This window comes from Clostridium sp. ZS2-4 (assembly GCF_026719745.1).
In the GTDB taxonomy this organism is placed as follows: Bacteria; Bacillota; Clostridia; order Clostridiales; family Clostridiaceae; genus Clostridium_H.
Map to the genome: position 1 here is coordinate 1 of NZ_JAPPRQ010000124.1, position 23142 is coordinate 23142.

Annotated in this window: 21 protein-coding genes; all 21 read left to right on the plus strand. The window is 30.9% G+C overall.

Annotated features, from left to right (window positions below; translation table 11 throughout):
- Positions 1-156 precede the first annotated feature (156 nt).
- The 21 genes from OIO11_RS13570 (at position 157) to OIO11_RS13670 (ending at position 23113) form a co-directional block, all read left to right on the plus strand.
- Positions 157-6288, plus strand: a complete 6132-nt coding sequence (locus OIO11_RS13570) for a helicase-related protein (protein WP_268071981.1) — start codon at positions 157-159, stop codon at positions 6286-6288.
- 25 nt (positions 6289-6313) lie between these two features.
- Complete coding sequence (locus OIO11_RS13575; RefSeq protein ID WP_268071982.1) at positions 6314-6580, plus strand: hypothetical protein; 267 nt, start codon at positions 6314-6316, stop codon at positions 6578-6580.
- Positions 6580-7296, plus strand: coding sequence for a JAB domain-containing protein (locus OIO11_RS13580; protein ID WP_268071983.1), 717 nt, complete (start codon positions 6580-6582; stop codon positions 7294-7296). The genes OIO11_RS13575 and OIO11_RS13580 overlap by 1 nt, the downstream gene beginning before the upstream one ends.
- 25 nt (positions 7297-7321) lie before the next feature.
- Positions 7322-8296, plus strand: coding sequence for a DUF3991 and toprim domain-containing protein (locus OIO11_RS13585; RefSeq protein WP_268071984.1), 975 nt, complete (start codon positions 7322-7324; stop codon positions 8294-8296).
- Positions 8297-8426: 130 nt separating this feature from the next.
- Positions 8427-8738 (plus strand): plasmid mobilization protein, encoded by a 312-nt coding sequence (locus tag OIO11_RS13590; protein WP_268071985.1) that lies wholly within the window; start codon positions 8427-8429, stop codon positions 8736-8738.
- 9 nt (positions 8739-8747) lie between these two features.
- Positions 8748-9698, plus strand: coding sequence for a relaxase/mobilization nuclease domain-containing protein (locus OIO11_RS13595; protein ID WP_268071986.1), 951 nt, complete (start codon positions 8748-8750; stop codon positions 9696-9698).
- A 170-nt stretch (positions 9699-9868) separates the two neighbouring features.
- Positions 9869-10876 (plus strand): hypothetical protein, encoded by a 1008-nt coding sequence (locus tag OIO11_RS13600; RefSeq protein ID WP_268071987.1) that lies wholly within the window; start codon positions 9869-9871, stop codon positions 10874-10876.
- 123 nt (positions 10877-10999) lie between these two features.
- Positions 11000-12226, plus strand: coding sequence for an IS701 family transposase (locus tag OIO11_RS13605; RefSeq protein ID WP_268071988.1), 1227 nt, complete (start codon positions 11000-11002; stop codon positions 12224-12226).
- A 185-nt stretch (positions 12227-12411) separates the two neighbouring features.
- Complete coding sequence (locus OIO11_RS13610; RefSeq protein WP_268071989.1) at positions 12412-13371, plus strand: GIY-YIG nuclease family protein; 960 nt, start codon at positions 12412-12414, stop codon at positions 13369-13371.
- 188 nt (positions 13372-13559) lie between these two features.
- On the plus strand, positions 13560-15719 hold the full coding sequence (locus tag OIO11_RS13615) for a VirD4-like conjugal transfer protein, CD1115 family (protein WP_442781304.1): 2160 nt from the start codon (positions 13560-13562) through the stop codon (positions 15717-15719).
- Positions 15706-16059 carry an Mbov_0395 family pilin-like conjugal transfer protein gene (locus tag OIO11_RS13620; protein WP_268071991.1) on the plus strand — a complete coding sequence of 118 codons (354 nt, stop codon included), beginning with the start codon at positions 15706-15708 and terminating at the stop codon, positions 16057-16059. Before OIO11_RS13615 ends, OIO11_RS13620 begins: the two co-directional genes overlap by 14 nt.
- A 44-nt stretch (positions 16060-16103) precedes the next feature.
- Positions 16104-16334, plus strand: coding sequence for a DUF6133 family protein (locus OIO11_RS13625; RefSeq protein WP_268071992.1), 231 nt, complete (start codon positions 16104-16106; stop codon positions 16332-16334).
- Between the two features lie 192 nt (positions 16335-16526).
- Positions 16527-17363, plus strand: coding sequence for a conjugal transfer protein TrbL family protein (locus OIO11_RS13630; protein WP_268071993.1), 837 nt, complete (start codon positions 16527-16529; stop codon positions 17361-17363).
- The gene (locus tag OIO11_RS13635; RefSeq protein WP_268071994.1) at positions 17363-17572 is read left to right on the plus strand and encodes a mercury transporter; all 210 of its coding nucleotides are present in this window, start codon (positions 17363-17365) and stop codon (positions 17570-17572) included. Before OIO11_RS13630 ends, OIO11_RS13635 begins: the two co-directional genes overlap by 1 nt.
- A 69-nt stretch (positions 17573-17641) precedes the next feature.
- Positions 17642-18478, plus strand: a complete 837-nt coding sequence (locus OIO11_RS13640; protein ID WP_268071995.1) for a hypothetical protein — start codon at positions 17642-17644, stop codon at positions 18476-18478.
- Positions 18479-18569: 91 nt separating this feature from the next.
- Positions 18570-18893 (plus strand): hypothetical protein, encoded by a 324-nt coding sequence (locus OIO11_RS13645; protein ID WP_268071996.1) that lies wholly within the window; start codon positions 18570-18572, stop codon positions 18891-18893.
- Entirely contained in the window at positions 18880-19332 is a 453-nt protein-coding gene (locus OIO11_RS13650) for a prepilin peptidase (RefSeq protein WP_268071997.1), read from the plus strand. Before OIO11_RS13645 ends, OIO11_RS13650 begins: the two co-directional genes overlap by 14 nt.
- Position 19333: 1 nt before the next feature.
- On the plus strand, positions 19334-20122 hold the full coding sequence (gene cpaB / locus OIO11_RS13655; RefSeq protein WP_268071998.1) for a Flp pilus assembly protein CpaB: 789 nt from the start codon (positions 19334-19336) through the stop codon (positions 20120-20122).
- Complete coding sequence (locus tag OIO11_RS13660) at positions 20123-20929, plus strand: ParA family protein (protein WP_268071999.1); 807 nt, start codon at positions 20123-20125, stop codon at positions 20927-20929. It abuts the gene before it with no gap.
- Positions 20926-22284 carry a CpaF/VirB11 family protein gene (locus OIO11_RS13665; protein ID WP_268072000.1) on the plus strand — a complete coding sequence of 453 codons (1359 nt, stop codon included), beginning with the start codon at positions 20926-20928 and terminating at the stop codon, positions 22282-22284. The genes OIO11_RS13660 and OIO11_RS13665 overlap by 4 nt, the downstream gene beginning before the upstream one ends.
- Positions 22271-23113, plus strand: coding sequence for a type II secretion system F family protein (locus OIO11_RS13670; RefSeq protein WP_268072001.1), 843 nt, complete (start codon positions 22271-22273; stop codon positions 23111-23113). The genes OIO11_RS13665 and OIO11_RS13670 overlap by 14 nt, the downstream gene beginning before the upstream one ends.
- Positions 23114-23142: the final 29 nt, after the last annotated feature.

Here is a 23142-nt window from a genome sequence, read left to right on the forward strand (position 1 = left end):
TTCTCCTCCTCTGTGGTGTTTGGTTTTATGTGGTGTAATTCTATTATGTCGCAGTGGAGGAAAATATAAAAGCCTAACGGCTTAAAAGTTAGGCAAATCAATGCTTGCAGAATTCTGCAAGCGACTATTTTAAATCACAAGGAAAGGAGGTTTTGAATGAGTAGATTTAAAGAAGTAAAAGAAATCTATGAAAAGATAACTGATATTGTAACAGGAAGTAAGCAAGAGTGGAAAGACTTTTTAACCTTTGCATCAAGGATTTATAAATATAATTTTGATAATGCTATTTTAATATATTCACAAAGACCTGATGCAACTATGGTTGCTAATATGGAAATTTGGAATAGAAAGATAGGAAGATATATTAATAAAGGAACAAGAAGCATTGCAGTTTTTGATACTTCTAAACCCAATATAAAGCTTCAGTATTTATTTGACATTAAAGATACTAATGGTGAACCACATACAATTCCTAAACTGTGGAGTTTAAGTGATACTATTACTCCTTCACTTGTAGACAAACTTAATAAAAAATATGAACTTTCTCATAATGATTTAGATAGTATTATAGGAGAATTAGTTGAAATGAAGGTCAATGCAAACCTAGAAAATAGCTTTGCAGATTTTGAAAATGATACCCAAAACACATGGCTTCAAGATTTGCCTATGGAAGGGATTATAAGCTGTTTCACACAGAGCATTATTGAAAGTGCTCATTATATGATAGCTAAAAGGTGTGGTATAGATTCAACTATCTATAATGATGATAGCAGTTTTAGAGTTATTACACATTTTAATACACTGCCTCTTACTTTCCGTTTAGGGAATGAAGTATGTAGTATTTCTCAAGAAATCCTAAGAGAAATTGAAAAGGAAGTAAAACTGATTATTAGGGAAAAAAGGAGTGAGAAAAATAATGAGAGAAGCATTAGAACTGAATTACAAAGAAGTAGAGGGAATACTTTATCCAGAGATTCAAATATCCAAGGAAAAGGAAGCAGACGAGAAGCCCTTAGGGAAATACGGACAGATGGCACTGAACTATCTAAAAGAAAATCATCAGAGCAGATACAGCTTGCTTTTGGCAAAGGGAGAACTGATGCCCAAAATGCACAAGGTGAACAAGGAAGCCTATGGGAAATTAGAATTAATAATGGAGAAGATACTGGAGACAAATCCAATACCGAATCCGGAGAATACAATGGAGAGCTTCAAGTACAGGGAACAAGTAAGGCAGACAGCAGAGGAAATAGTCTTGCTGGAGATAGTATACCAAATACATTAGACAATGAAATACAAACTAATCTTACTGAGTCACTTAATAGTGGCTCTTTTTTTATGCCTAAAAATAATCAAGAAAATAGTGTTTCAATAGAAGAAGATAAGAGCAATAAAGAAGATATTGTTTTAGAAGAAGTTAAAACAAATGAAGAAAAGAAAATTAAAGTAGAGTATAAGCCTATAAATTATAAATATAATCCAGAGGATGAAATTGGAGTTGGCGGGCTTAAAACCAAGTTTAGAAATAATGTAGAAGCTATAAAAACCTTAAAGGTTATTGAAGGTGAAAATAGATATGCAACAGCAGAGGAGCAAAAGATACTAGCAAAATATGTTGGTTGGGGAGGAATGCCTCAAGCCTTTGATATGAATGCAGCTGGTTGGAATAGTGAATATACAGAGCTTAAAGCTTTATTAACACATGAAGAATATTCATCAGCTAGAGCATCCACACCTAATGCTCACTATACTTCACCAATAGTTATTGAAGCTATGTATAAAGCACTTGAGAGATTTGGATTTAAGTCAGGTAATATATTAGAGCCATCTATGGGAGTTGGCAATTTCTTTTCTGCCTTACCAGAAAGTATGGAAGCCTCAAAGTTTTATGGAGTAGAGCTTGATGATATATCAGGAAGAATATCAAAGCAGCTATATCAAAAGGCAAATATCAAAATTCAAGGCTTTGAGGAAATCAACTATCCAGATAACTTCTTTGATATAGCTATCGGAAATGTTCCTTTTGGAGATTACAAATTACATGATCCAAATTATGATAAATACAATTTCTTAATTCATGATTACTTCTTTGCAAAGGCTTTAGATCAAGTAAGACCAGGAGGAATAGTTGCCTTTGTCACTAGTAAGGGAACTCTCGATAAAGAAAATAGCTCAGTAAGAAAATATCTTGCTGAAAGAGCTGATTTAATTGGAGCAATAAGGCTTCCTAATACAGCATTTAAAGCTAATGCAAATACTGATGTTACAACGGATATTATATTTCTTCAGAAAAGAGAAAGAGTATCTGTAAATGAACCAAACTGGCTTCATGTTGGATTAACAGAAGATAAAGTTCCTGTAAATGAGTATTTTATTTATAATCCAGATATGCTTCTTGGAAAAATGATTTTTGACCAGAGAATGTATGGGGAAGGCAGTAAATATACAGCATTAGTTAATAAGGATGAGAATTTTGACCTTAAAGAAACATTACATAAAGCAGTTGAAAACCTTAATGCTCATATAGGTAATTATGAAAGAGAAGATATTAATTCAGAGGATGAAATACCTGCTGACCCTAATGTGAGAAATTACACATACACTTTTATAGAAGATAATCTATATTATCGTGAAAATGCATCCATGAGGAGAATTAATGAAACAGGTAAAACCTTAGAACGTATTAAAGGACTTCATAGCATTAGAGAGATTACAAGAGAAATTATTGATATTCAAACCAATGGATGTACAGAAACAGAATTAAAGGAAAAGCAAGCTATTTTAAATGACAGATATGACAGCTTTGTTAAAAAGCATGGTTACATTACATCAAGAGCTAATAACACAGCTTTTAGAGATGACAATGATTATCCCCTTTTATGTTCATTAGAAGTTGTTGATGAAACTAATAAAGTTACTAAGGCTGATATGTTTACAAAGCAGACAATTAGACCACTGGAGAAAATTACAGAAGTTGATACAGCTATTGAAGCACTTACTGTAAGCTTGAATGAAAAAGGTAAGGTAGATTTATCCTTAATGTTAGAGCTTTATGATAGTACACCAGAAAATATTATTGAAGAATTAAAAGGGCAAATCTTTTTAAATCCTGAACATTATGATAAGGATGATATTTTGAAGGGATGGGAAACACAAGATGAGTATTTAAGCGGAAATGTAAGGCAAAAGCTTAGAATTGCTAAAGTATATGCAGAAACTAATGGAGCATTAGTTGCTGGTAATGTGATAGCTTTAGAGCAAGTGCAGCCTAAAGAGCTTGAAGCCAGTGAAATTGATATTAAACTTGGTACTACTTGGATTGAAGAAGGTGATATAGAAAAATTTATTTATGAAACTTTAGGAACACCAAGATACTTTCAAAATTCAAATTCAAGATATTCAAATAATGAAATAAAAGTCCATTACAATAATTATAATGCATCTTGGAGTATAGAAAACAAAGGCGCAGATGGCAATTCCATAGCAGCTACAGAAACCTTTGGTACAAAGAGAATTAGTGCTTACTATATCATTGAAGAAAGCTTAAACCTTAGAACAGTTACAGTAAAAGACAGAATTGAAGATGGAGATACTGTAAGATATGTTTTAAATCAAAAGGAAACAATGTTGGCTAGAGAAAAACAAAATCAATTAAAGGAAGAGTTTAAAAACTGGTTATTTAGAGATCCAGATAGAAGAAAGAAATATGTTGATTTCTATAATGAAAATTTTAATAACATTAGATTAAGAGAATATGATGGTTCACATCTAACTTTCCCAGGAATGAATCCTGATATTAAGCTTAGAAAACATCAAGTAAATGCTATAGCAAGAATTCTTTATGGAGGAAGTACATTACTTGCCCATTGTGTTGGTGCAGGAAAGAGCTTTGAAATGATAGCAAGTGGTATGGAGCTTAAAAGATTGGGACTTGCTAAGAAGAGTATATTTGTTGTACCTAACCATTTAACAGAGCAGATGGGAGCAGAGTTTTTAAGACTTTATCCATCAGCAAATATCCTTGTAACCACTAAAAAAGATTTTCAAAAGCAAAATAGAAGGAGGTTTGTAAGTAGAATTGCTACAGGAGCTTATGATGCAATTATTATTGGTCATAGTCAATTTGAGAAAATACCAATCTCTAAGGAAAGACAGGAGAGAATGTTAAACTATCAAATTGAACAAATAACTTATGCTATTGAGCAAACAAAAAGGGAGCGTGGTGAAAACTGGTCTATAAAGCAGATGGAGAAATTTAAAAAGGGACTTGAAAGTGAATTAAAAACTCTATTAGATACTTCTAAAAAAGATGATGTTATCAATTTTGAAGAGCTAGGCATTGACTGCATGTTTGTGGATGAAGCACATTATTATAAAAACTGTGCAGTGTTTTCCAAAATGCGTAATGTTGCAGGTATTTCAAATACTAGAGCTAAAAAGGCAAGTGATATGCTTATGAAGTGCCAGTATATCCATGAAGTTAATGATGGTAAAGGAGTAATTTTTGCCACAGGAACACCTATTTCAAATTCAATGACTGAAATGTATGTAATGCAGAGGTATCTTCAAAACCATGAGTTGGAAAGACGGGGCATTCATCATTTTGATGCATGGGCAGCAAGCTTTGGAGAAGTTGTGTCCTCACTTGAACTTGCACCAGAAGGCACTGGTTATAGATTTAGAAGTAGATTTTCTAAATTTACTAATTTACCGGAGCTTATGACTTTATTTAAAAATATAGCAGATGTGCAGACAGCGGATATGCTGCAGCTGCCAGTACCTAAATTAAAGGATGATAAATATATTATTGCAGCTTCAGAGCCAAATGAGTATATTCAGGATATGATGATTGAGTTTGTAGAAAGGGCAGAGAGAATAAGAAATGGTATGGTAGACCCATCGAGTGATAATATGCTTAAGATAACCAATGAAGCGAGGTTACTTGGTACAGACCCAAGGCTTTTAGATATGAATGCTGTTAATGATCCTGCATCCAAGGTCAATCAATGTATAGAAAATATTTATGAAGAATATTTAAAATCACAGGATATAAAAGGAACTCAAATAGTCTTTTGTGATGTAGGAACGCCTAATAGTGATGGGCGTTTTTCTGTTTATGATTATGTAAAACAAGAGCTTATAAGGCGAGGTATTCAAGAAAATCAGGTTTGCTTTATTCATGATGCTAAAAGTGAAATTCAAAGGGAGCAAATGTTTTCTGACATGAGGTCAGGTAATAAAAGAGTAATTATAGGAAGCACACCTAAAATGGGAGCAGGAACAAATATTCAAGATAGATTAACAGCACTTCATCATTTGGATTGTCCATATAGACCAAGTGATATTGAGCAGCGTGAGGGAAGAATTTTAAGACAAGGGAATATGAATAGTGAAGTTAGTATTTATAGGTATGTTACTAAGAATACCTTTGATTCTTATCTGTGGCAGATAGTTGAGCAGAAACAAAAATTTATTTCTCAAATCATGACTTCAAAATCTGTTGCAAGAAACTGTGAAGATGTAGATGAAACAGTTCTTTCTTATGCAGAAGTAAAAGCTCTTGCAACAGGTAATCCACTAATTAAAGAAAAGATGGATATTGATAATGAAGTATCAAGACTTAGAGTATTAAAATCTGCCTATGATAATCAGAAATACACCATGCAGGATAATTTTACTTTCAAATATCCAAAGCTCATAAGTGAAGCAAAGAGACAGCTTGAATATATTATAAAGGATATTAATAGACGTGATATGAATATAATCAATAATTTTATTATCACCATTAATGGTAAGGTATTTGATGAAAGAGAAAAGGCAGGTACAATGCTTGAAGCACTATCGTCAAAGATTCCCAAAGGAAAAGAACTTCATATTGGTACTTTTAGAGGTTTTGATTTAATACTAAGGATAAATATATTTTATGAAAAATTAGACCTTATAATCCATGGTAATTCAAAATACACTGTAGAACTTGGAGATAGCCCACATGGGAACATGATAAGGATTGAAAATGCACTAAGTAATCTTGAAAATAAGTTAAACAGTATTGAAGGAAAAATTGAAGAGTATGAAAGAAACCTACAGCAGTCCAAGATTGAATATGAAAAGCCATTCCAGTATGAAGAAGAACTAAAGGCAAAACTAGCAAGGCAATTTGAACTTAATACACTTCTTGATATGAATAAGAAAGAGGAGGAGATTTTAGCAGATGAGGATACATTAAATGCATTTGAAAATGAAGCTGCTATTGCTGAAGAATTAGAGAATGAAGAGATAGCTGTATAAAAATTATAAAGGAAAGGTGAAATAGATGAATACACAAAGAACAATTAATCTTAATGAGTATAAACATATAATTTCTTTACTTGTACAATTACTTGAATTGGATATGGACACAGAAGAAAAAATCACAGAACACATTGAAACCTTTGGAGTAGATAATTTTCTAAGGGATTATGAATTGATGGATCTACCTTATGATACATTAGAAAAACTTGAAAGCCTAGAGGAAATAATTGAAGTTTTAGAAGAAGGAAGAGAGTTAATGGAAGATGGAAAAAAGGGAGGTGTTATTTAATGAAGAATAAACCCCATACAGAAAGCTTTTTAAAAGGATTAACTACATTAACTGGTCTTTCAATGCGAAAGGTTAAAGAATATGCAAAAGATAATAGTCCATTTAATATTTTAGAACATCCACGTATTATAGAGCCTAATGAGAAACAGCTTCAAAAGATAGGATTACTGAATGAATTTATTGCTTCTTATAATTTATTGAAGTCTCATGAAAGTGAAAATAAAATAAAAATATCATCGCCAGAGCAAGCAGGAGCTTACTTTGTACCCTTACTTAGTGGTAAGAAAGACAAAGAAAAGTTCATGGTTGCTTTTTTAGATGCAGGAAACAATATTATTCATTCCAGTCTGGTATCAGAAGGAACAGTATCACAGGCTATAGTTTATCCAAGAGAAATATTAAAGCAGGCTTTAGCTTGTGATTGCAAATCAATGATTATTGCACATAACCATCCAGGAGGAGCAATAATGCCATCAGCTGAAGATAAAAATATGACACAAAGGCTTGTAGATATTTTTTATCCACTAGAAATTAGAATACATGATCATATTATAGTAGCAGATACAAAATACACTTCCATGGCAGAAAAGGGATATATGCCAAGAGATATACAGGCAAGAGCAAGTTATGAACCCTTTAAAATAGTAGAAGTCAAAAATGAAGAAAAAATTGATTATTCTATTGATATTGAAGAGGAAGAATGGGAACTTGAATAAATGAGCAGTAGGAGTGGGGAGTTTTATGAGAAGAGAAAAATTGAGATTTACTGATGAACAAATTGCCCTTGCAGATAGTGTAAATATTATAAGTTATGCTGAAAGTATAGGGTATACAGTAAAGCGAGTTACTTCAAGAGCCTTTAAAATTGAAGGCTATGGTGGTTTATATATTCATGGAAATGGGCACAAATGGAACTGGTTTTCTCAAAATAAAGGCGGTGGAGCTATTCAATTTGTTATGGAAATGGAGGGTAAAACATGGGTAGAAGCAGTAAAGAAGTTGCTTAATATAGATAATGCAATTGTAAGATATACACCACCTAAAATTGAAAAGAAAGAAGAAAAAGGAGAATTTATATTACCAGAGAAAAATAGTACTTTCAAGCATATATTCGCATATCTCATAAATACAAGGTGTATTGATAAAGAGATAGTTTATGACTTTGTAAAGAGAGATAAGATATATGAAAATAAACATGGAAGCTGTGTTTTTGTGGGATTTGATAAGAAAGGACAGGCTAAATATGCAAGTGTAAGAAGTACCAATACTACTGGAAAGTCTTATAGATGTGATGTGAAAAATTCAGACAAAATTTATCCATTCTGTAGGTCAGGAACCAATGATACAGTATGTGTATTTGAAGCTCCTATTGATTTGATGAGTTATTTAACACTAATAAAAAAGCATGATATTAAAGATTTTAAAAGTCACTGTATTTCTCTTGGTGGAGTTGCTGATAAAGCTCTTGAATATTATCTTAAAGAAAATCCTAATATAACTAAAATAATGCTCTGCCTCGATAATGACGAAGCAGGGCATTTTGCATGTCAGCAGATAAGAGAAAAATATAGAAATAGATATAAGATATTGAGACATATGCCGCAAGGTAAAGATTTTAATGAACAGCTTTTAAATATAAACAAATTATATGACAAAGCTGCAGAAAATACATCACCACATATAGTTGCAGAAGATGAATTACTTATTTCTCAATAACCTAAAAGACTAAGAACAAAGCCTGTGGCTTTGGTGAGGGCAAGCTTCCTATTGGTATAGCCAATAGCTTGTAAAGTGTGGGGAATCCCCACGCCCCATTAAAAAAATCTCTTCATCAAGGAGGGAATAGATGAGAAAAAGAAATATACAGACTAATATTAGAATGACAGAAAAAGAAATTCAACGCATAAAGAAAAAGGCTAAAGGTGCAAATATGACTTTTAGCAATTATGTTATTTCTTCAGCATTAAATAATGAAATTATAGTTATTGATGGAATAAAAGATTTTACTCATCAGCTTTCAAAGGTAGGTACTAATCTTAATCAACTTACTATGCTTTGTCATCAAGGAAAAATAAATTGTGCTGATATAACATCAGTAAACAAAGTGTTAAATGATTTATGGGAGTATTTAGTTTCTATAAGGAAACGTAAAAAGTAAGGTGAAAAAATGGCGGTAATAGAGTTTATTAATGCTTCAAATAACACCTATAAAGGGATGAAAAGAGCCATTAATTATATAAAAAATCCTGTTAAAACTGAATCACATTTAGTTGGTGGAAAAGATTGTAGCCCAGATACTGCTTTTAATGAATTTGTAATGACTAAGCAAAATTTTAAAAAGGAAACAGGAAGACAGTTTATACATTTTGTACAGTCTTTTTCACCACATGATAAAGTTACTCCAGAAGTAATAAGTGAAATAGGAAAAAAGCTTTTAGAACATGAAGCGTTTAAAGATTTTCAAGTTATATATGCCACCCATACAGATAAAGAACATTTGCATAATCACTTTATTATTAATTCTGTAAGTTTTACAATAGGGCGAAAATGGCAGCTATCAAAAGAGCAGTTAGAAAGTTTAAAAGAATACTCTGATGAGTTATGTAGAGGTTATAGTCTTATTATTGTTGATGGAGCTAAAGGAAACCATAAAAACAGAGGAGAATACAGGGCTAGGGATAAAGAACAAAGTTGGAAATATGAGCTTTTCTTAGCAGTAAGGCATTGCAAATGGTGTAGCAGAAGTAAGGAAGAATTCATTTGTAATATGGAGAAGTTAGGGTATAAAGTGGAATGGAGTTATGAGAGAAAATATATCACTTTTACGACTCCTAACGGTAAGAAATGCAGAAATAGAAAGCTATATCCTCCAGAGCAATTTACTAAGGAAGCATTTTTGAAAGCTTTTGAAATAAATGAACAGCAGGCGAGTAAAAAACAACTACAAGCAAGAATGGAATTTTTATTAACAGTAATTGAAATGATTTCTAATGATAAAAGTAATAATTATAAATCTCATTTACCTTTGACTGCTCTTGAGGGACGAGCAAAGAAGGAAAGAGCAATTGAGGAAGCTAAGGGAAGAGGATTAGATTGGAAAAATGGAAAAAGTATGTAGAAAAATTATGGATTTAGATATTTTATTATGATAAGATAAGTTTGTATGAATTAGTAAAAAAATGAGGTATATTTAAGCGATAAATAGTAAATTAGATGGAGGAAATCATGCGAAAAACGGCTAAACAGAAAATTACCGAACAATTGAAGAATTTACCCAATCATTATCTGATGCAAAAGAAAAACACAGGTTATTATGAACAATTCCTAGATCAGATTGACCTTGTGGAAAATACTGGTAATTTAGATACTGAAAGAAAGATAAAATCATTATGCACGAAACTTCAAATTTTGAAGTCCTTTGATATGAACAAATATCTTCAAGGAATTTCAGAGCTCATGTTATATATTTATGCCTGTAACAATAATTTTGAATTTACGCCTGATAAGAAGATGAATCAGAACTGTAATGACACAGATGTGGATATTCAGATTATTCATGAAAAGCGTAAATACAATATAGAAATTAAATCTCCTGTAATAGATTTGACGGAACAAAGCAAGCAGAATCTTAAGGTTAATATGGGTTATCGTACTGTTCCATTAGAGCAATTGAATTCGAGTAAAGCATTTTTGGAAAAGGATATTATTAACAAGGTCGTAAGTAATAGCAAAGATCAGTATAAGACCTTTGAATATACAAAAAATGAAGATACAAAATTGCTCAGCTATTTGTCCTCGTGTAAAGACAAATTCAGCCCATATGAAGAGGATGGATTAAATATTTTATTTCTTACATTACCTTCCCATAAAATGCAGGATTATTGGAGCTATTTATATAATCCATATTCCGGATTCTTTACCAACAGCTTTGACTCATTTGGATATTATGATAAAGAAGGAGTGCAATATAAGCAAAGTGACTTTGAAAAAATAGATGTAATTATCTTAAGCAATGTGATATCGGGTCATTTAAAGACTATAGAAGATTTTGCAACATGGAATATAGAAAATTATTGTAATCTGTTATGTATTAACTTCTTGGGTGAAAAATTCAAGAAGAATAACAATGAACTCCTTAATTCTTTTATCCGATTTTTTCCACATGACACGGTACGGTTTGAGGAAGGTCTTGTTCAGGTTCGGAAAAAGGAAGAGGCGATGAAGGCAGAGGGTCCGATACTGGAATCTATTTATCTGCAGACATTTTTATATGATCATTACAATCGTATATTATAAACTTTAGTTCTGCAAAATAAAAAGTGAAATTGGTAATGCTACCAAAAAATAAATATGGCACACTGATAAATTCCGTGGTATATAAAAGTTGCGAGACAATTAAATACACGGGAGGTTATCAGTATGCCAAATAAAACTACTAATCATATTGTATCCATTGAAAGTGAAATTTACAACTACTTAAATGATGTAAACTATGGAATGAATAAACCACAATTTCATCATCTAACCACTATTGTTAATGGTTTAATAAATTTATCTGGCACAAAATCTTTATTAAAAATTTCAGAGCATATATTAACTGCCAAGAGTAGCAGTTCAATATATAGATTTCTAAGTCGTTCTAAATGGGACGATAGTCTCATCGACAGAAATCGTATTAACTATTTAAAACTACATCTTGAGAGGCTTATAAAACCCAAATCCGTAGGATTTTTAGTTATAGATGATACTGTAAATCCTAAGGTTCAAGCAAAGAAAATGCAGGGGTTAAGCTACAATCACTCCCATACGGAAGGAAAAAATCTTTGGTCTCATTGTGTAGTTACTTCTAATTTACTTATAGGGGACATATCAATACCTTTAAACTATAAAACTTACTTAAATGAAGAAAACTGCACAAAATACAATAAAATATTTAAAGGGAAAACAGATATAGCTACAGAGTTTATAACTTCTTTTGAAAAACCATCTAATTGCGATAAAATATACTGTCTTGTTGATAGTTGGTATACTAGCCAAAAGCTCATAGATAACACTTTAATGCAAGGGTTTCACCTAATCGGTGCTTTGAAATCTAATAGAAAGATATCTCCATTAGGAATCTCAATGCAGCTTAAAGAATTTGCAAAATATATTAATCCTTCTACCTTAGATGTAGTTACCGTCAAAGGTAAAGAGTATAGAGTATATAAATATGAAGGTAAAGTTTCAAAAGTTGAAAATGCATTAGTTTTAATATGCTATGAAGTTGATGGTGAAAGCTTTAAAAAACCTGTATACTTAATGTCCACAGACATAGAGCTTAACGCTCAAACTATAATAAAATACTATCTGAATAGATGGAGTATTGAAACTAACTATAAATATTTTAAAAGTCATTTAGGCTTTGATGAATATAAGGTTCAAAGTATACTCTCTATCGAGAGATATTTCTTGCTTGTATTTTTAGCAATCAATTTCCTTGAAATATATAGGAGTAATCACCTTAATTTAATGCACACCATAGGTGATGCTATTAGGTCTATACGAAGCCTGACGGCTAAAGAACTTGTGCACTTTGTTTATAATCAAGCTAAAAATGATGTTCCTATAGAAATAGTCTTTAATAAATTAAAATTAGTTTCTTAAAAAAGCTATAAAATTGTATTAGATAACTATGCCTATCAATACTGGTAATTTATTACTATTAAGAGTTTTAAATCTAAGTTTGGTAAAACAACTTCTTAAATTAAAGAAGTTAAGTTATAAACTTATTTAAGGTAATATGTTGTTATGAAAAGAATGATAAACTGGAAATTTATAGGGGGTATAATATGGCAGTATTTTGTGTAAATTATGTTATGAGTGAAAGAGGATTACCTACTTTATTTCAGTATCAATATTTTACAGTAGATAAGAAACAAAGAAATAATTGGGATTACAAGAAACTTGAACAATATCTAACTAAGTACAAATTATGTATTGATGATTCTGTGATTGAGGCATACAAGAATAATGCTATAGTATTAGAAACTCTTGAAGAATTAAAAGAAGTAGATAGCTATTTTATTGTAAGTAATAACAAAGGTGACAGATATCAAGATGAGAAACAATACATTAAGTGCAGAATTCCATTATATGTTCTTAAGTGTATGAAGAAATTGTTTATCAGTACACTTGTTTATGATGCTAGTAAAATGGAGATGCCAGAGAAGGAGTCAATTCATTTTACATTTGACACTGATTCTAAAACTGTAACAGTAATGAATCTTTATTTATATGAGCCAAAGGGTAACCCATATTTTACTTATGCCAGAAATGCCGCAAGTTCAATTTCAGTGGAAGCAATCGGATTGGATCAATATAGTGTTGAAAAAAGTAAAGAAATAAAAGATTTCTATGATCGTACTCAGATGTCAGCTTGGAAAGAACTAAAACAATTGGAGAATGACAAAAGTATAGTTGATAAAGCAGGTGTATATATGCTTTATGATATTAACAAAAATACTTTCTATGTAGGAAAAGCTAAAAATCTCGGGAATAGAATTTTACAGCATAGATTAAACCCGAATGACCCTATTCCAGATTTTACTCATTATAGATATAGCGTAATTTCGGGTGAATATTATGAATTCTTGTATTTAATAGAAAACTCTGCAATTCACGACATCGCATGGATTATTGATATGCCGGCTGCAAAAAAATATACACCGAGTCTATCAAAAAAAATTAATAATATTAATGATTGCAAAATGGTAAATACTACAGAACATCAGACACGAAAACAAGATTAAAATTAGGAATATTTTTAAAGTTGTTAAATTTCTTTATTTAATTTTTGTTTAGAAAATTAAATAAACCTTTAAGTGATTTTGTTGAGACGTATAAATTCCAATTTATACGTCTCAACAAAATTTTAAGACTTATCATTGATAGGTCTTATTTTTATCCCCAAAACTTAATTTAGAAAGGAGAACTTCCTATTAAATTCCCAAATAAGAAACTTTTAATAAGCCTGCTCATATTAGTGAGTGGCATATTATTTAATCTTTATTTTTCAACAATAATTCATCAGCTGCTTTCAAAGCAAATGACAGTTTTAAAAATTCCAAATTTAATAATTTGTATTCATAGCATGGCGGTAAGTAAAGAGCACTTACTGCTTTTTTTATGCCTAAATGGATTTACAGTTTTATTTGCAATATTTTTCTATGCAGCCAATAACAAGCCTTATCAAAGTGAATTAAAACAAATAACTCCTAAAATTTCTACACCAGTATCAGCAGGACAAAAACAATTTGGTTCAGCAGAATGGCTTACAGAAAAAGAGAAAGATTCAGCTTTTGAAAGCTTTATTCTAAATAGCAATGACAGCACAGTTAAAACATTAATAAAGCGAGGCTATGATGATTTACAAGATATTATGAAGGGAAGTGAATGTAAAAATGAAAGAGAAGAAGGTCAACAAAAACAAGAAGAAATTCAAGAAAAATCAGTATTGGAAAAACAAGAAGGAAATGCTGAAAACACAAATGAAACCACCAAAAGCATTTGTGAATGCTCCAAAGCTCTTTTACCGCAGGGTGGTGTAGTACTTGGTTGTAGAAAGGATGGTGGTAAAGAAAAAATATTTTATATTGATGAGGATGTTCACAGCTTATGTATTGGAGCAACTCGTTCAGGAAAAACAAGAACAGTGGTACTTCAAAGTATAGGAACTATGGCTCTTGCAGGTGAAAGTATGATTTTGAGTGATCCAAAGGGCGAGCTATATCAATATACCTATCCTTTTTTAGAAAGGTTAGGGTATGAAGTTATTGCTATAGATTTTAAAAATCCATTAAAGAGTGACAGATATAATTTTTTAGAACCTGTAATTGAAGCCATAGACAACAACGATATAGCCAAAGCTATTGATGCTACATGGGATTTAACTTCTCAGCTTGTAGGTGAGCCAAAGGGTGAAAGAATATGGACAGATGGTGAAGCTAGTATTATTGCCAGTGCCATTATGAGCGTTGTTTATGACAATAAAGAAGGAAAAAACAGAAAATATCAAAACATGACTAATGTGTATTACTTCATAAGTGAAATGTGTAAGGCTGTAGGAAACTCAATGCCTATTGTTGAGTATGTGAAAAAACTTAGTCCTACACATCCTGCTAAAGCTTTACTTGCTATATCAGAGGTTGCACCAAGTAAAACAAGAGGAAGCTTTTATACAGCAGCTCTAACTACTTTAAGGCTTTTTACTAATCCACTTATAAATTCTATGACTAATGTAAGTGATTATAATCCTAAGAAAACAGGAAATAAGAAAAGAGTTATTTTTATTATTCTTCCCGATGAAAAAACAACTTATTATTCCTTAGCCAGTTTGTTTATAACACAGCATTATATAGAGCTTGTAAAAAGTGCAGATGAAAGAGGTGGTAGATTAAAAAATAGAGTGAATTTCTTACTTGATGAATTTGGAAACTTTGCACAAATACCTGATTTCTCAAATAAACTTACCGTTGGTGGTGGCAGAGGAATTAGGTTTAATTTATTTTTACAGAGCTTTGCACAGCTTGATGATAAATATGGAAAGGAGGTGGCAAAGACTATAAAAGGCAACTGTGAAAATTGGATTTATCTTCAGGCAGATGACCTTGAAACTTTAGATGAAATATCCAAGAAACTAGGAAATTATACAGTAGCCACTTATTCATTAAGTGCTTCCCATGGGAAATATAGTACTCCATCAAGTTCACACAGCATCAATCTTACTCATAGGGCATTACTGACAGTTGATGAAATAAGACTTATTTCAAGACCGCATAGTTTAATTACATCAAGAAATAATCCTGCAATTATGTATTCTCCAGATTTGTCACAATGGCAATTTAATAAAATCTTTGGAATGGGAGATAAGGAACATAATCGAAAGGTAAGAGAAGTAAGAGAAAATAGAAGGAAAGTAAGAAGTGCAAGTATGGAAAATATGGATTTATGGGGAGTATGGCTTTATTACACAGCTAATGAGCAATTAAACATTACAAAAAATTCAGTAACAGCATTGAAAGAAAAGATTACTAAAGCTCAAAAAATTAGATATGTAACAGGAAATGAGAAAGGAGATAATTATTTTGAAACAGATTAGAAACTTTTTAGAAAAGACAAAAGCAAAAATCATACTGACTTTAGTATCAATTTATACAGTCAGTATGATTTCAATACCAGTGTACGCAGCAAATGATGTTAGAAACAGTCAAATTGTAAAAGGTACAGAAAAGCTAATTAATGATACTACAACTTGGTTAATGATACTTGCTCCTGTATTGGCAGGACTTTTAATTATATATTTCTGTATTAGAAGAAGTGCAGCAGATGAGATGGATCAGAAGAAATGGAATAACAGAATTGTAGTAGCAATTGTTTCATGTATTGGAGCAGTGCTAGGTTCAGCAACATTAAATCTTATTGTAGGTTACTACAAATAATTAATAAAAAATTATAATAATCAAATTTATGGAGGTATAACAATATGAAAAATTTAGTATTAAGAACACAAATTAAGGCTATGAATATGGTAGGAAAGGCAAAGAAAGCTCTCACAAGCAAAAGCGGTGAGGGCTTTGTTGATACAGCGGTAAAAATATTAATGTCCGTTGTGATTGGAGCATTAATTCTTGGAGGATTATATTTTCTTTTTCAAGGTACTATTCTTCCTACTTTAACCCAAAAAATTAAAGATATGTTTAACTTCCAAGGCTAATATAAAGTGAAACTTAATTCAGATGGAGTTTTTATTCCAACTGAATTTTAGTTGAACGAATCCAGGGACTTTACAATTCTTATCTCCCATTTGTAGAAGTGGGAGTATTAGAATTGTTAGTCATGGGATAAATCCATTTAAAGGGCTTATGTTTATAAAACTTAAGCCTTTTAAATATTGGTAGGTGATGATATGGAATACTTATTAGTGCTTTTAATCGCAGGAATATTAAGTGGCTGTCTTACTTATGTAAATTCATTATTAAATGATTTAGTACCTATTGCTTTATATGCAGAAAGATATATGGATACAATGCTTGGCACCAATGGATTAACAGAAATATTCAATATTTTCTTTGGTTTTGGTGTTTCACTAATAGTATTGAAATTTTTAAAGAAAGGCTTTGAACAATATATTCTTTGGACAGAAGGAGATGCAGACGCAGATCCTATACTTATGCTTACAGGATTTTTTAAAGCATTAGCAATAGCAGTATGTTTTCCAACCTTATATAGTTGGTTAGGTAGAATTATTGAAGATTTAACAGGTACATTGATAAAGATAGTAAGTAAAGACATGGTAACAGATTTTACAGCCATAATTAATGGAATATCAAGTGCTGGTCTATTTACAGCCATTATTTCACTGATATTTTTTATATGCTTTTTTCTTTTATATCTTCAATTTTTAATGAGAGGAATGGAGATATTAATACTTCGTATAGGTCTTCCAGTAGCCTGTGTTGGATTATTAGATGCAGATAATGGAGTATTCAGGACATATATTCAGAAGTTCTTTCAATCCACTTTAGCAGTATTAGTACAAATAGTTCTTGCAAAAATAGGAGTAGCTTTAATGCTTAATACTCATGTGTTTTGGGGTGTGGCAGCATTAATGCTAGCTATAAAAACTCCAAGGTTCTTACAAGAATTTATTATTGTATCAGGTGGACATGGGGCAGGACTTATGGGTAATGCATATCAATCTGTACGCTTAGTACAAATTGCGAAAGGAGCGTTTAAGAATTAATGGAATTAGTAAAAGAAATGGCAGATGCCTTTACCATGCTCATTAGAGTAGGTGCAGTGTTAAGAGTAGTTTATTGTTTTATAAGAATGGGAGCTTCAGAGGATGAAGGTGCTATGTTTAAGAAAAGGGCTAAGAATACAATGATGTTTTATGTGCTGGCGGAATGTATTTGGAAGATAAAAGAAGTAGTGATGGTGTATTATAGTTAATTTTACATTATAGATATGATTATGTATAATTAAGTAATAAAAATATATTTTAAAAGGATGTGTAAAAAAATGAAATATTATCTTGAAACAAATGCAATTAGACACTTATCAAAATATTTGGGAAAATTAAGTAATGAGTGTATTTTTACATCATATTTAACAATATTTGAACTTCTTTCAGGAATAGTAGATAATAAATCATTTATAGTTCGAAAAAATATTCTTAAGAGTGTAATTGATTCAAAAATAGAAATTGATTGGAGCACCTTAAAAGAGCGTTTGCACCATGCACATAAAATAGATTACTTTGATAAAGAGAAAATAATTGCACAAATAATGGTGGATATTGTATTAGAAAGCGAATCATATGAACAATTAGATGAATTATCAGAAAAAAAAGGCTTTCAGTATAGAATAGAAAGCTTTCAATTATTGGATCAAGAAATATCGGAAGCAGGTATTAACGAATCAAAAGAAAATATAAAATCTTTTAAGGAATCAAATGACAAAATTCAAAAAAAACGCATTAAAGAAGAATTAATTTATGATGAAAAGATATATTCATATGCTCAACTAAATAGAGAAATTATTCAAATGAATATAATAAAAGATATGACAGAAACAAGTCGTATATTGAAAAGAGATCTTTATTTGAAAATTCTTGAAAATTATGATGAAAGTTTAGATAGTTATTTTTACGTGTCTGCTTACAAACATTCAATATCTGGAATTTTAGGACAAATATATGCAAAAAATGATACAGTGGATATTGCTCATTTGGTTTATGTAGATGAAAATACAACAATTGTATCAGATGATAAAATTTTTGGCAATCTAAGTAAGGATACTAAAAAATTTAGTGCTTTATCGATAGAAGAATTTAAAAAAGAATTTAAGCTTAACTAATTTTATACTTCCTAATAATTTAATTATATAAAGCTTCAAATAATTAGTAGTAATTATTTGAAGCTTTATAACATAATGAGGTGAAAATAATTTGGAAAATTCACAAAAACAAACCCTATACATCCCACAAGGTCTAAAAACAAAAACAGAAATCTTTGATGGCTTTGGAAAAGAAGAATTATTTCAAGCTATTTTTGCTACATTAGTAGCAGGAGCAATTGATACAATTATATATATGTTTACTAAAAGCACCGCATTTTGTGTGGTGTTTATTTTATCTGCAATTGCAGGTTCAGTGATGATGCTTACCAAGGATAAAACTAATGTTTCTGTTGTAGACCAGCTAAAATTTATGGTTAGGTTTGCTAAGTCACAGAAGAAATACAGCTACAAATATCTTGATGAATGGAGATGATATAGCTTTGGATGATGAATATTTAATCGTCAAAGGCTTTTTTTATGCCCTAATTTTAATATATGCAAGCTATAAGGACATAAAGGAAAAGATTATTCCAGATAAAGTACATATTATGATTATGCTTGTTAGCTTGATTAAAATAAACATTATGTCTGCTATTTTAGGATTTATAATTGTTCCATTACCATTCTTTATAACAGCTTTATTAAAAGGTGATGGAATAGGTGGTGGAGATGTAAAGCTTATGGCAGCCAGTGGATTTTTCTTAGGATTGAAGGCCGGTTTCATTGCAAGTATTATAGGGCTTACTTTAGCAGTAGCAATTAATTTTATTTATTACAAAATCAAAAATAAGGATAAAAATATATCCTTTCCCTTAGCACCTTATTTATCTATAGGGTGTTTTTTATCATATTTAATTACAGGAGGATGTTAAGATGAAGAATTTATTTAAGAATAGAACAGTAATAGGGCTTACAGCTATTGTATTATCCCTAATAATTTGCTTTGGAGTTATACCACTTTTCAATAATGCATTACAGTCTAAAATATCAGTTGTAAGAATTGTTAAAGATGTTAAGGAAGGAGAACAAATTATAGCTGACAAGATTCAAGTTGTAGAAATAGGTGGCTATAACTTACCAGATACAGTACTAAAAAATAAAGAAAATGTATTAGGTAAATATGCAGCAGCAGATTTATTTAAAGGTGATTATGTGTTAAACACAAAAGTATCAGATAATCCACTTGTAGAGAATAAATATCTTTACGGATTAGATGGTAATAAGCAAGCTATCTCAATTTCCATTAAAAGTTTTGCAGCAGGATTATCAGGAAAGCTTCAGGCAGGAGATATCATTTCAATTATTGCATCTAATTATGGTGAGTTTAGAGAAACAATTACACTAAAAGAGCTTCAATGTGTAAGAGTTTTGGCAGTTACAACAGATAAAGGAGCAGACAAAGAATATACGGATGATAAAAAGGTGGAGAAAGAACAAGAGCTTCCATCCACAGTAACTCTTTTAGTAAATAAAACTCAAGCAAAACTTTTAGCGGAACTAGAGGAAAACAGCAAAATACATGTATCTCTTATTTATCGTGGCAATGAAGAAACAGCACAAAAATTTATAGAAGAGCAAGAAAAGATTATTAAAGATTCAAGTGGTAACATTGCTTCTAATGTTGAAGTTAGTACTATTAAGCAAGTACAAGGGGGAATGTAAATGAAAAGTAATCAAATTCTTGCTATATGGGGAAGTCCCAATTGTGGTAAAACTACAACAAGTATTAAGATTGCAAGAGAATTGGCATTAAAAAAGAAAAATGTAATTATTGTAATGTGTGACACACTGTGTCCCCAAGCTATGATAGTTTTACCTCATACTAAGGCGGAGAAAAAATCACTTGGAAGCTTAGTATCAGCTCCAAATATTAGTCAGGAAGATATTCTATCTAAGTGTATTACTTTAGATAAAAATCAGTATATAAGTATTCTTGGATATGAGCAAGGAGAAAACATATTTACATATGCACAGTATTCAAAAGAAAGAGCTGTAGATTTATTTATATTACTTAGGCATTTAGCAGATTATGTGATTGTTGATTGTTCTAGTGTTTTTGCTTCTGATATTTTATCAACAGTTGCACTTGAAATTGCTGATAAGGTCATAAGGCTTAAAAATGCAAATTTAAAAGCTATATCATATTTTGATTCTTATTTGCCTTTATTAGCTGATAGAAAATTTAACGTAGATAACCATATTAAAGTTTTATCAGATGTAAAGAACAATGAGCCTAAAGAGCAGATAAAGGAAAAATATCATGGTATAAAATATGAGCTGCCACATCTTGAAGAAATATCAGAACAATTTTTATGTGGTGAGCTTTTTCAAGGACTAAAATCAAAAGAAAAGGAAGAATATAATTCAACAATTAGAGAGTTAATTACCTTAGTTTTTGATGAAAGCTTTGAAGATAAAAAGAGTTCAGGGAGAGTTTTACCATGGTTCAAGGGAGGCAAGAAGTTATGAATAATGCTGCGCTATTTTTCAATTCAGGACAACACATTAAAGAATTTCCTGATATATTACAGGAGGTACAGGAGTATATTTCAAATAAATACTCAACATTAATATCAGATAATCCAGAGGAGCAGAGGGAACAAATTAAAGCCTATATATCTAAATATCTTATGGACTATTCACTAGGAGTTAAGGATTTATCCTTTGATGAACTTGTAGAAAAATTGTATTCAGAAATGGCAGAGTTCTCTTTCATTACTAAATATCTTTTTAGAAAAGACGTAGAGGAAATAAATATAAATCAGTGGAGAGATATTAAAGTTACTTATACAAATGGTCAAATATTACCTACAAAAGAAAAGTTCAATTCTCCAGAACATGCAATTGATGTTATTAGGCGATTGCTTCATAAGTCAGGTATGATACTTGATAATTCACAACCTGTAGTAAGAGGACATTTATCAAATAAGATAAGAATCACTGTCTTTGGAAATGGAGTAATAGACCATGATAAAGGGCTTGCAGTTTCTATCCGTATTGTTAATCCTCAAAAGCTAGAACGAGAAGATTTTATAAACAACGGAACAGCTACAGCAGAAATGCTTGATTTTCTAAGCATTTGTTTAAGATATGGTTTAAGTATGTGTGTTACAGGAGCTACTTCATCAGGAAAAACAACTTTAATGAGTTGGCTACTTTCAACAATTCCTAATGATAAGCGTATTTTCACTGTAGAAAATGGCACAAGAGAATTTGACCTTGTAAAGGAAGATGAAAAAGGAAATATTATAAACAATGTAGTTCATACAGTTACAAGGTACAGTGAAGAGAAAAAACAAAATATAGACCAAGAAAAACTACTTGAAAGTGCTTTAACATCTAATCCAGATTATATATGTGTGGCAGAGATGAAAGGAGAAGAATCCTTTTCAGCTCAAGAAGCAGCAAGGACAGGTCATGCAGTTATTACAACAACCCATGCAAATTCATGTGAAGCTACATATTTTCGCATGATTACTTTATGTAAGATGAAATATGATATTAATGATGATACAGTGTATTCCCTAGTAACGGAAGCTTTCCCTATAGTATTCTTTTCAAAAAAGTTAGAAGATAATTCAAGAAAGATTATGGAGATTACAGAGTGTGAAATATTGCCAAATGGTAAAAGGCAAATTCGCACTCTTTTTCGTTATAACATTAAAGAAAATAAAGTGATAGATGGAAAGTTAAAAATAATAGGTAATTATGAAAGGGTTAATAATATTTCAAAAAGCTTACAAAAAAGACTTCTTGAAAATGGTATGCCTTTAAATATACTTAGTACTTTGTTGAAGGAAGGTGATATAAATGACATTACTTAATGTAGCAGCATTTTTAGGATTAGTGGCAGGAAGTTTTATTCTTTTTTCCATTAATCCATTAGAATTTGCAGCATCTATTTCAAAAATATACAAGAGTAAGGAAAAAACAATTAAATCAAAGGTTATAGAAGTTACCAAGAAGAAAAAAACAAGAAAACTAAAGCTTTTAATAGAAGAAACAAAAGATATTTTAGAAGTAACCAATAAAAGAGAGAAATTCTCGATCCTTTGTGTGGTATCCTTCGCCTTATTTATTTTAGGAGTGATGGTAGCTATTTCAATAAATAACTACTTCCTAATACCAGTCCTGGCAGGAGGGTTTGCACTACTACCATTTTGGTATATTAAGTTTATAGCTACATTTTATAAGAAACAGTTAAACTCAGAGCTTGAAACAGCTTTGTCGGTGATAACAACATCTTACTTAAGAAGTGAAAGTATAATTACAGCAGTTGATGAAAATATCACATATATAAATCCACCTGTAGCAGATGTGTTTAAAAGCTTTCTTACACAAACTAAGCTGATAAATTCTAATATAAAAATGGCACTAGAAAATCTGAAAACTAAGATTGATAATGATGTATTTAAAGAATGGGTTGACGGAGTTATAGCCTGCCAAGATGATAAAAATTTAAAAAGTACATTAACACCAATAGTTGTAAAACTTTCAGATATGAGAATTGTAAGTGCAGAGCTTGATTATCTTTTATATGAACCAATGAAAGAGTTTATTACTCAACTTTCGCACTTGTATTTTAAGGCGTTAGCCTGTGTTTTCAGTATTTCTAGCATAAAAAATAGAAGAACATTCCTCCATTTGGTATAATTGAATCACGACAAACAACGACCAAGAAA